Annotated in this window: 11 protein-coding genes; 3 read left to right on the forward strand and 8 right to left on the reverse strand. The window is 72.7% G+C overall.

The genetic code is table 11. The features are described from left to right. Positions 1-50: 50 nt before the first annotated feature. A complete protein-coding gene (locus tag J1C73_RS20505; protein WP_307797749.1) occupies positions 51-2,303 on the reverse strand; it encodes a glycoside hydrolase family 3 C-terminal domain-containing protein in 2,253 nt (750 codons plus the stop codon). A gap of 335 nt (positions 2,304-2,638) precedes the next feature. On the opposite strand from J1C73_RS20505, the gene J1C73_RS20510 reads away from it, so the two are divergent. Beyond that, entirely contained in the window at positions 2,639-3,241 is a 603-nt protein-coding gene (locus tag J1C73_RS20510; RefSeq protein WP_185095476.1) for a TetR/AcrR family transcriptional regulator, read from the forward strand. Between the two features lie 146 nt (positions 3,242-3,387). Here the strand turns inward: J1C73_RS20510 and J1C73_RS20515 are convergent, their stop codons facing one another. Continuing rightward, positions 3,388-3,810 (reverse strand): hypothetical protein, encoded by a 423-nt coding sequence (locus tag J1C73_RS20515; protein WP_207317699.1) that lies wholly within the window; start codon positions 3,808-3,810, stop codon positions 3,388-3,390. Further along, a complete protein-coding gene (locus tag J1C73_RS35055; RefSeq protein ID WP_241199923.1) occupies positions 3,807-4,001 on the reverse strand; it encodes a hypothetical protein in 195 nt (64 codons plus the stop codon). The genes J1C73_RS20515 and J1C73_RS35055 overlap by 4 nt, the downstream gene beginning before the upstream one ends. A 168-nt stretch (positions 4,002-4,169) precedes the next feature. On the opposite strand from J1C73_RS35055, the gene J1C73_RS20520 reads away from it, so the two are divergent. Both J1C73_RS20520 and J1C73_RS20525 read left to right on the forward strand, forming a co-directional pair. Beyond that, positions 4,170-5,006 (forward strand): helix-turn-helix domain-containing protein, encoded by an 837-nt coding sequence (locus J1C73_RS20520; protein ID WP_207317700.1) that lies wholly within the window; start codon positions 4,170-4,172, stop codon positions 5,004-5,006. After that, a complete protein-coding gene (locus J1C73_RS20525; RefSeq protein ID WP_207317701.1) occupies positions 5,003-5,215 on the forward strand; it encodes a DUF397 domain-containing protein in 213 nt (70 codons plus the stop codon). Before J1C73_RS20520 ends, J1C73_RS20525 begins: the two co-directional genes overlap by 4 nt. Positions 5,216-5,275: 60 nt before the next feature. On the opposite strand, the gene J1C73_RS20530 is transcribed toward J1C73_RS20525, so the two are convergent. The 5 genes from J1C73_RS20530 to J1C73_RS20550 all read right to left on the reverse strand — a co-directional run. Then, positions 5,276-6,277: a proline racemase family protein gene (locus J1C73_RS20530; RefSeq protein WP_123463493.1), complete on the reverse strand. Its 1,002-nt coding sequence runs from the start codon at positions 6,275-6,277 to the stop codon at positions 5,276-5,278. A gap of 94 nt (positions 6,278-6,371) precedes the next feature. Continuing rightward, positions 6,372-7,280, reverse strand: a complete 909-nt coding sequence (locus tag J1C73_RS20535; protein ID WP_207317702.1) for a dihydrodipicolinate synthase family protein — start codon at positions 7,278-7,280, stop codon at positions 6,372-6,374. Positions 7,281-7,377: 97 nt separating this feature from the next. Continuing rightward, on the reverse strand, positions 7,378-8,844 hold the full coding sequence (locus J1C73_RS20540) for an FAD/NAD(P)-dependent oxidoreductase (RefSeq protein WP_207317703.1): 1,467 nt from the start codon (positions 8,842-8,844) through the stop codon (positions 7,378-7,380). Then, complete coding sequence (locus J1C73_RS20545; protein WP_207317704.1) at positions 8,825-9,163, reverse strand: (2Fe-2S)-binding protein; 339 nt, start codon at positions 9,161-9,163, stop codon at positions 8,825-8,827. Before J1C73_RS20545 ends, J1C73_RS20540 begins: the two co-directional genes overlap by 20 nt. A 118-nt stretch (positions 9,164-9,281) precedes the next feature. Next, a partial coding sequence (locus J1C73_RS20550) for an NAD(P)/FAD-dependent oxidoreductase (protein ID WP_207317705.1) occupies positions 9,282-10,336 on the reverse strand: 1,055 nt, incomplete at its 5' end.

Below are 10,336 nucleotides of genomic sequence, written 5' to 3' on the forward strand. Positions count from 1 at the left end.
ACCCCCATCGCGGGGCGCCTGTCCGCAGGCGCCCCGCGATGGGGGTGGGGTCAGGACTGGAGCCGGGCCAGCAGCTCTTCCAGGTCCGCCGTGGTGACCGCGCCGCCGGCGAAGCTGACCAGGCGGCGCACGGGGATGGAGGCCATCATCCGGGCCATGTCGATGCCGAGGGCGTCGCCGTCGCCGGTGTCCTGGGGGAAGGGCAGCAGGGCGGTGAGTGTCTCGGCGGCGCCGGGCAGGGACATCACTTCCCCGAGCGTGGAGTCCAGGGTCAGCGGCACGTCCAGCTCGTCCCCGACGAGCTCGATGCTCGCGGTCGCGCGCGGGTCGCGGCTGGACGCGGCGGCCAGCACCTCGTACGCCCCGCCCTCGACGATCCAGCGCTCGGCCCGGGTGTCCCAGTACGCCAGGCCGGTGCGCGGGAGCAGCACGGTGACGCGCTCGTTCGCCCCGGCGTCCAGGGTGACGGTGGCGTGGCCCTTGAGCTCGCGCAGCGGGCGGACGACGGCCGAGCCGGGCTTGGAGACGTAGAACTGGACGACCTCGCGGCCGGTCCGGTCGCCGGTGTTGGTGACCGTGACGGACGCGCTGATGCCCTCCTCGTCGACGCTCAGCTCCAGGTCGCTGTAGGCGAACTCGGTGTACGAGAGTCCGTGGCCGAACGGGAAGGAGACCTCGATGTCCCGGGCGTCGTACCAGCGGTAGCCGACGAACAGACCCTCGCCGTACGCGACGTGGCTGTGCTCGCCGGGAAAGTCCAGGTAGGCGGGGGTGTCCTGGAGCCGGACGGGGGCGGTCTCGGTGAGGCGGCCGGACGGGTTGACCCGGCCGAACAGCACGTCGGCGAGGGCGCCGCCGGCGGCCTGGCCGAGCAGTGCGCCGTCCAGCAGGGCGGGTGCGGCGGTCACGGGAGCCAGCCGCAGGACGCCGCCGTGGCTGAGGACGACCGCGGTGCGCGGCTGGACGCGGATCACCTCGGCCAGCAGCTCCAGCTGCTCGCGGGGAAGCTCGATGTCCTCGCGGTCGAAGCCCTCGGACTCCTGGTGGGCGGCCAGGCCGAGGAAGACCACCGCGGTGTCGGCGGCGGCGGCCAGCGCGACGGCCTCGGCGCGCAGCGCGGCGGCGTCGCCCGTGCCGTCGGTGGTGAAGCCGGGAGCGTGGGTGACCTCGGCGTTCCCGGCCAGGGCGCGGATCTCGTCCAGCGGGACGTCGACCTGCGTCGGGTTCACATGCGAGCTGCCGCCGCCCTGGTAGCGCGGGGCGGCGGCGAACGCGCCGAGGACGGCGAGCGGGCGCCCGGCGGTGAGCGGCAGCACGGGCGCACCCACGACGGGGTCGTTCTTGAGCAGCACGACGGAGTTCGCGGCGGCCCGGCGGGCCAGCGCGTGGTGCGCGGCCGGGTCGAACGGGGCGACCGGAAGAGTGCGTCCGGCCCGGCCGCGGGCGGCCAGCGCGGCCGTCCGGGCGGCGGCCAGATTTACCGAGGCGGCGTCCAGTTCACCGGCTTCGACGGCCGCGACGACCTGCGCGTCGGTGGTGCCGCCCGTGCCGGGCATCTCCAGGTCGAGCCCGGCGGCGACGGAGGCGACGCGGTCCTGGACGGCGCCCCAGTCGCTGACCACGGCCCCGTCGAAGCCCCACTCGCCGCGCAGCACGTCGGTGAGCAGCCAGCGGTTCTCGGAGGCGTAGGTGCCGTTGATCCGGTTGTACGAGCACATCACCGTCCACGGCTGCGCCTGCTGGACGACCTGCTGGAAGGCCCGCAGGTAGATCTCGCGCAGCGGGCGGGCGGCGACATCGGAGCTGGAGCGCATCCGGTCGTACTCGGTGTTGTTGGCCGCGAAGTGCTTGAGCGAGGCGCCGACGCCGGTGCTCTGCAACCCACGCACCCAGGCGGTGGCCAGGGTGCCGGTGAGCTGCGGGTCCTCCGAGAAGTACTCGAAATTGCGGCCGCAGCGCGGGTCCCGCTTGATGTTCACGCCCGGGCCGAGCAGCACGTCCACACCCAGCGCCCGGCTCTCCACGCCCAGCGCCCGGCCGACCTCGCCAACCAGCTCGGTGTCCCAGCTCTGGCCGAGGCCGACGGCGGGCGGGAAGCACGTCGCGGGCCGGCTGGCCGAGATGCCCAGGTGGTCGGCGTCCTCCGCCTGGAGCCGGACGCCGTGCGGGCCGTCGGTCAGGGTCAGGGCCGGGACGGGGCTGACGGCCTTGGTCGTCCAGAAGTCGGCTCCGCTGCCGAGCGCGGCGCGCTCCGCGAGTGAGAGCTCCGGCGTTTCGGGGCCGGTGGGGTCGAGAGCAGTCACGGGGTCTCCTCGGGGAGTGCGGGGTTCATGGGAGGACATGGCGTGCGACGTGACGTGACACGTCGCGCTCGGATGTCCGCCGAAGCGTGGGGTCCGGCCGGGACCGGCGGGTGCCCGGCCGGGAAGACCGGGGCCCGCCGCTCCGAGGCCCGACGCATCCCCCGTCAGGTGGGGCACGTCGGAGGAGGGCGGCCCGGCACTGCCGGAGCTCGGTCACCCTGCCGAATGCGAAAACAGTACGTCATTCTGTTTTGGCGCCACAAGGGCTGCGACCAGGTCACTTCCAGTGGCAGCCGGTGGCAGTCGGTGGCGGGAGGTGGCATAGAGTCGTCGTCATGGCTCGAACACGTGGCTCCTACGCGAAAGGCATCGCCAAGCGCGAGGAGATTCTCGACACCGCGCTGGAGATCGTCGCCAGGGTCGGCTACAGCCGCGCCACCGTGCGCGAACTGGCCCAGGCCGTCGGCCTCAGCCAGACCGGCCTGCTGCATTACTTCGGCAGCAAGGAACAGCTCTTCATCGAGATCCTGCGCCGCCGCGACGCCGTCGACCTGCTGACAGTCGGCGGCCAGGAAGGCGGCGAGGGCACAGCCGCGTTCCCGCCCGACCTCGCACGGGCGCTCGCCGACCTCCAGCGCCACAACTCCGACGTCCCCGGCCTGGTCCAGCTCTTCTCACGTCTCTCCGCCGAGGCCGTCGAACCCGACCACCCCGGGCACGCGTACTTCCGCGACCGCTACCGCTACGCCCGGGCCGGCGGCGCCGACGCGATCCGCGCCCAGCAGGCCACCGGTCAGCTGCCGGAGGACATCGACGCCGACCGCCTCGCCGTCCTGGTCTTCGCGCTGATCGACGGGCTTCAGATGCAGTGGCAGTACGACCCCGAAATCGACATGGCCGAACAGCTGTCCTACTTCTGGAACCTGCTGGGCCGGTGACCCCCTACCGCTCGTGCGGGAGGTCCTCGAACTCCCAGGAGTGGCCAGGCTTGTGGCCGGTGAACAGCCAGCACGCCTGTTGCAGCCGAGGAGCGATGGCCGGGTCCACCCGTTCGCACGGTTCGGCGCAGACATAGGTGAAGGCGTCACCACTCCAACGCAGCCATACGCCAAAGGTGCCGCGTCCCGTGGAGCGGCCGGTCCGCTGCGGCACGGCCTGAACGGAGCGGCCGTCCGGCGAGCGTCACGAGCAGACCGGCGGCGGGATCGAGCACGGTGAGCACGTCAGACCCTCCGACCTCCAGCCGCGCCATCGCCTGCTCCTGCTGGTCCGGGTCGCGTGCCCATGCCCGGAGACCGTCCGGGACGGCGGGGCCCTCGAAGCCGATCGCCCGGACGCCCGGTATGCCGGGGGCGCCGGGACCGTCCGCGAGCCGATGCGCCTGCCGCCGAAGCCACCGGAGCGCGAGCCGGCGGTTGGCCACGGTCGCCCTGCCGAGCGAAACCGCCCTCCAGCCGGCCGTCGCGGTGACCTCCACCTCGTAGACCGTGCCCGCCAGGGGCCTCACAGCACCTCACCCCGACTCCGCGCGTTGCACCGCGCGTTCTCGGCCCGCAGCCGCTCTATGGCATCCGCGGGGCGCACATGCTCGGGCTCGGCCTCCCACTCGGTCCCGCCACAGACCGGCCGCAGCGACCAGTACGGGCCGGCGACCCCTCGGAACTCACCCACCCGGCCTTGACGGGCGGTGTCCACCATGAGCGTGCCGGGAGCAGGAAGGTGACGAGGGCGTCCGTCCAGGGAACCGTCTTCTACGCACACGATCGTGCCTCTCCGTAGCCATTCCACTACCAAGGTCGCTCAGCGTGGCCTACGGTCGAAGCCTGATCAACGTGGCTCAACAGTCAGCCAAGTTGGGGGTGAAGGGTGAATCGCAAGGAGTTGGACCCGGAGAGTAGCCCGCAGGCAGCGTTCGGGGCACGATTACGCAGCTCACGCGAGGCTCGCGGCTGGAAGCAAGACGAACTATCCACCCGTACGGGCATTTCCAGCGGGCACATTTCAGGCGTCGAAACTGGTCGCAAGATGCCATCTTTGCGCTTCGCGAAAGCTGCTGACGTGGCCTTGGGCATTGCGGGCACAGGCGACACATTCGAACGCCAATGGCGCGAGATGCAGCACGGCAGCCTGCTGGAAGGGTTCCCGGAATACGTCGGGCATGAAGGGCGAGCTGCGGAGGTCCGGCTATTCGAGTCCGGCCTGATCCCAGGACTGCTCCAGACGCCGGAGTACGCGACGGCCCTTGAGGCAAGTAACGTCAGGCGAGGTTCCATCACGGCCGAACAGGCTCAAGAGCGGGTCGAGTTCCTGATGGATCGCCAAGCCGCCCTGACACGAATGCTGCCGCCTCTGTTGTTCGTGGTGCTCGATGAGAGCTGTATCCGCCGACCGATCGGCGGCCATGAGGTCATGCATCGGCAGTTGGCGCACTTGATCGAGTTCGCCGAGGAGCCGAACACGTCCCTTCAGGTCGCTCCCTTCGCCATGGGAGAACGGCGGCCCTTCACCCGTTTGGTCAACCTGCTGACGCTGAAGGACCGTTCCATCGTCGCTTACGTCGAGTCCGAGATCCACGGGTACCTGGAACGGGAGAGCGCTTCCGTGCTGCCCTTGCTGAGGGCCTACCATCAGCTACAGACAGAAGCGCCCTCCCAAGCGGAGTCTGTAGCCATGATCACTCAGGTACGAAAGGGCACCCCGTGACCGATTACCCGTCCCTCCAGTGGGTCAAGTCCTCGTACAGCGGCAACGGCGGTTCCTGCGTCGAGTGGGCGCCGTCGAGCGCATCCGCTACCGGCGTGGTCCCCGTCCGTGACTCCAAGAATCTGAGCGGCCCCATGCTGACCGTTCCCGCCGAAGCGTTCGCGTCCTTCGTGGCGGGCGTGAAGGCCGGAGAGTTCGGCACCGTCTGAACAACCGCCCCGCTCCGCCACCGAGTCGGAGGCTGAGCGGGGCGGTTGCCGTTCAGCGGTTCACAGCAGGAACCCTTCGGGGAACGGGTCGGACGGGTCCAGGAAGTACTGCGCGGTTCCGGTGATCCAGGCGCGGCCCGTGACGGTGGGGACGACCGCGGGCAGTGTGCCGACGGTGGTCTCAGCGACCAGCCGGCCGGTGAACGTCGTGCCGATGAAGGACTCGTTCACGAAGTCCGTGTCCAGCGGGAGTTCGCCCCGTGCGTGGAGCTGGGCCATCCGTGCGGAGGTCCCGGTGCCGCACGGTGACCGGTCGAACCAGCCGGGGTGGATGGCCATGGCGTGCCGGGAGTGGACGGCGTCGGAGCCGGGTGCGATCAGCTGGACGTGCTTGAGCCCGTGGATGCCGGGATCGAGCGGATGGACCGGGCGGTCCGTCTCGTTGACCGCGTCCATCAGGGCGAGCCCCGCCTCCAGCAGCTCGTCCTTGCGCGAGCGGTCGAACGGGAGTCCTAGATCGGCCAGTTGCACCATCGCGTAGAAGTTGCCGCCGTAGGCAAGGTCGTACGTGACCGTGCCGCGGCCGGGGACCTTCGCCGTGAGTCCCAGCCCGGCGGAGAAGGCGGGGACGTTGGTCAGGGTGACGGAGGTGGCGGCGCCGTCCTCGACGTGGACATCGACGGAGACGAGTCCGGCCGGGGTGTCCAGCCGCACCGTGGTGACCGGTTCGGTGACCTCCACCATGCCGGTCTCCACCAGCACGGTGGCCACCCCGATGGTGCCGTGTCCGCACATCGGCAGACAGCCCGAGACCTCCATGAACAGGACCCCGAAGTCGGCGTCGGGCCGGGTCGGCGGCTGGAGGACGGCACCGCTCATGGCGGCATGGCCGCGCGGCTCGTACATCAGCAGGGTGCGTACCGCGTCGCGGTGCGCCATGAAGTAGTCGCGTCGTTCGGCCATGGTGGCGCCGGGGATGGTGCCGATCCCGCCGGTGATGACACGGGTGGGCATGCCCTCGGTGTGCGAGTCGACGGCGTGGAATATGTGACGCGTGCGCAAGTCTCCCCCTCGCGATGTCCTGCCGCTCCGCTGCGATGTGCGGCGCGCGGCGTGTCGTGTGCGGTGTGCGTTCTTCGCTCGTGCCGTGGCCCGGTCAGTCCAGTCCCTCGGCGAGCGCCTTCTCGGTGGCGGCGCGCACGGCGGCCGCGGATTCGGCATCGAGGGGCAGCCGCGGCGGCCGGGTGGGACCGCCGTGCCGTCCGACGATGTCCATCGACGCCTTGATCGCCTGGACGAACTCCGGCTTGGAGTCCCACCGCAGCAGCGGGTGCAGCCGCCGGTAGAGGGGCAGGGCCGTCTCCAGGTCCCCGGAGACGGCGGCGCGGTAGAGCGCGACACAGCCGGCGGGCAGCATGTTGGGGCAGCCCGCGATCCAGCCGACCGCACCGGCCAGGGCGAGTTCCAGCAGGACGTCGTCGGCGCCGACCAGCAGGTCGAGCCCGGGGGCCTCCTCAGCGATCTCGTAGGCCCTGCGGACGTCCCCGCTGAACTCCTTGACGGCCACGATGGACCCGTCCGCGTGGAGCTGCGCGAGCAGCCTCGGGGTCAGATCGACCTTGGTGTCGTACGGATTGTTGTACGCGACGACCGGCAGGCCCGCCGCGGCCACTTCGGCGTAGTGCGCACGGACCGCGACGTCCTCGCACGGGTAGCCGTTGGGCGGCAGCAGCAGGACGGAGCCGGCGCCCGCCTCCGCCGCCTGGTCGGCCCGGCGGCGCGACTGGGCGCTGTCGTAGGCGGAGACCCCGGGCATGACCCTGGCGCCGTCCCCGGCGGCTTCGACCGCGACGCGCACCACTTGGTCGCGCTCCTGGTCCGTGAGGGTCTGGTACTCCCCCAGCGAGCCGTTGGGCACCACCCCGTCGCAGCCGGCGTCCACGAGGTCGCGCACATGGGCCGCGTACGCGTCGAAGTCGATGGACCGGTCGTCGCGCAGGGTGAGCGGGGTGGCGACCATGACGCCTCGCCAAGGACTGTTCCGAGCAGCGGAGTTCGTCGACATCTGGGCTCCTTAAGGTGTGACATGACATGAACCGGCGAAGGAGAAAGAGAAGGCCGAGGTCCCGGAGGGGACCGGGAGACGTGCGCGCCGCGGGGCTTCACACGTCCTCGGGGCGGGCCGCACGGGCGAGCGTGGAGAGCGGGACCGGGCAGGCGAGCGGACGGCGGTCGGGGGATCCGGCCTCCGCGGCGCAGCCGGCCAGTCCCCGGACCGCGAATCCGCACATCCGGCCCTGGCACCAGCCCATCCCGGCCCGGGTGAGGAGCTTGACCGTACGGCTGTCCCCGGCACCGAGGTCGTCGACCGCCGTGCGGATCGCGCCTGCGGTGACCTCCTCGCAGCGGCAGACCTCCGTGTCCGCGGCGAGCCACTGGGTCCAGCCGGGTCCGGGCCGGTGCACGGCGCCCATCAGCTCGGCGAACGCGCGCATCCGCCGCCGGGCCCGGCGCAGCGCCGTCACCCGGTGCGGGTCCCGGCCCCGCGTCCCGTCCCGTGCGTCACCGAGCGCCGAGAGGGCCGCCAGCTCCCCCTCGGCCAGCGCGAGGTGCACGCCGCCGATGCCGCCCGTCTCGCCCGCGGCCCAGACGCCCGGCACGGTGGTGCGCAGGTCATCGTCGAGCACCAGCGCGGCCGACCCGTCCGCGCCGCCCCGGGTCGCGCAGCCCAGGCCGACGGCGAGGTCCAGCTGGGGCACCAGTCCGTGGCCGACGGCCAGCGTGTCGCAGTCGATGCGGCGCCCGGTCCCGGACAGCGGACGCCAATCGCGGTCCAGGCGGCTGACGGTGACGCCTTCCACCCGGTCGGTGCCGTGCACGGCGGTGACCGCGCGGTGCGTCAGCACCCGTACCCGGTTGCGGGCCAGCGCCGCGCCGTGCCGTGCCCCCTCCCGGAGCCGGCCGGGGTCGGCGGCCAGCACGCGGGGAGCGCGTGCGTACGCCCCGTATCCGGCGGCCTCCACCAGCGCGGGCACCCTGGCGCCGGCCCGCGCCAGGGACACCGCGACGGCCTGCAGCAGCGGCCCGCTGCCCGCGACGACGATGCGCCGTCCCGGCAGCACCAGCCCCGACTTGAGCATGGCCTGCGCCCCGGCGGCGCCCACGACACCCGGCAGGGTCCAGCCGGGGAAGGGCAGTTGCCGCTCGTGGGAACCGGTCGCGATGAGCAGCCGGCGTGCGCGCAGCGCGGCCGAACCCGCGCCGTCGGGGCCGGTGACGGCGTGCAGGGTCCAGTCCGTCCCGGTCCGCTCGACGGCCCACACCTGATGCCCGGCGAGGTGGCGGATCCGCCCCGCCTCGCGGTGCCGGTCGAGACGGTCCCTCAGTCCGGCGAACCGCGCCCAGCCGTGGTGCAGTGCCTCGGGCCGGGTGGCGCCGAGTCCGGGGGCCGGGGCACGGTAGTACTGGCCGCCGGGCGCGTCCGCCGCGTCGAGCAGGACCACGTCGAGTCCGCCGTCGGCCGCGGTGACCGCCGCGGCCAGTCCGGCCGGTCCGGCGCCCACCACCGCGAGTTCGGTGAAGGGCGGCGCGCCCGCGGAGTCGGGGTGTTCAGTGGCGGAGACCGGCATGTCCGTCCCCCTCCTGGGTGGTGACCACGTCGCCGGGGCGGGCGGGCAGCAGACAGGCCCGCCGGCCGGGGATCCTGTTCACGGTGACCAGACAGTCGAAGCAGGAGCCGATGCCGCAGAAGGCGCCGCGTGGGCGTCCGTTCACCCTGGTGGTGCGCCACGTGAGGACGGAGGCCGCCCAGAGGACTGCCGCGATGCTCTGACCGGGCAGCGCGGGGACCGGGCGGCCGTCGAAGGTGATCTCGAACCCCGGCCCGGACTCGGCACCGGCCACACCGGCCGGGGTACGGGCGGCGGTGCGCCTACGGATACGTATCACCAGGGCTCCTGTCTCGGTGATCGGGCGGTCGGGCCGGCAGCGGGCTGCTCGGGGCGCAGGTCGCCGGGGCCGGGCCGGCAGCGCGCTGCTCGGGGCGTACGACGTCGCGGGCGGCGGTTCACCGTCCGGCTCCTGGCGTCATGTCGAACCGGTCGGGCCGGAACGGCTCGGGGTCGATGGCGGGGGTCTCGCCGCGGATCGCCGCGATGACCAGCGCCGCCGTCGCGGGCGCCAGTCCGATCCCCGCGCCCTCGTGGCCGCAGGCGTGGAAGAGGCCCGGAACCCGGCGGTCGGGTCCGATCGCCGGGAGGTGATCGGGCAGGTAGGGGCGGAACCCGTGGTAGGCGCGCAGCACGCGGGCCGTCCCGAGCACGGGAAAGAGCGCGGCCGCCGCGGCGGCCAGCCGGCTGATCACCGGCACGGACAACGTACGGTCGAAGCCGACCCGTTCGCGGCTGGCGCCGATCAGTACGGGTCCCGACGGCGTGCCCTCCACGACGGGCGAGGTCTGCAGCGCGGCCGACGCGCTGGACACATCGGCCACGTACTCCGCCGCGTACACCTTGTGCCTGATCAGGGGTGGCAGCGGCTCGGTCACCAGGACGAACCCGCGCCTGGGCAGCACGGGCAGTTCGACCCCCGCCAGCGCCGCCAGCTCGCCGCCCCGGACGCCCGTGGCGTTGACCACCGCGGGAGCGAGCAGATCGCCCCGGCCGGTCCGGACGCCGCGCACCGCACCCGTCGGCCCTCTCAGCACGGCCGTGACCGCCTCCCCGAGGTGGACGCCGGCTCCGGCGGAACGTGCGGCGCGCACCAAGTGGGCTGCCGCGAGAGCGGGTTGCACCTGCGCGTCCTGCGGATAGAGGACTCCGCCCGCGAGGCCGGGCGCGAGGTGCGGCTCCAGTGCCGGCAGCTCGTGCGGAGCGACCGGGGAGGTCCGCACCCCCGCCTCGGCCTGCCCGGCCGCCGTCGCGGTCAGGGTGGCCAGCGACGACTCGTCCGCTGCGACCACCAGACCGCCCTTCTGCTCGAACTCGATCGCCGATGGCAGCACTTGGGAGAGTTCGCGCCAGAGGGACGCGGAGAGCAGTGCGAGGTTCAGCTCCGGACCCGGCGGCTTGTCGGAGACCAGGAGGTTCCCCTCCCCCGCCCCGGTGGTGCCACCGGCGACCG

Source organism: Streptomyces laculatispora (assembly GCF_017353455.1).
Lineage (GTDB): Bacteria > Actinomycetota > Actinomycetes > Streptomycetales > Streptomycetaceae > Streptomyces > Streptomyces laculatispora.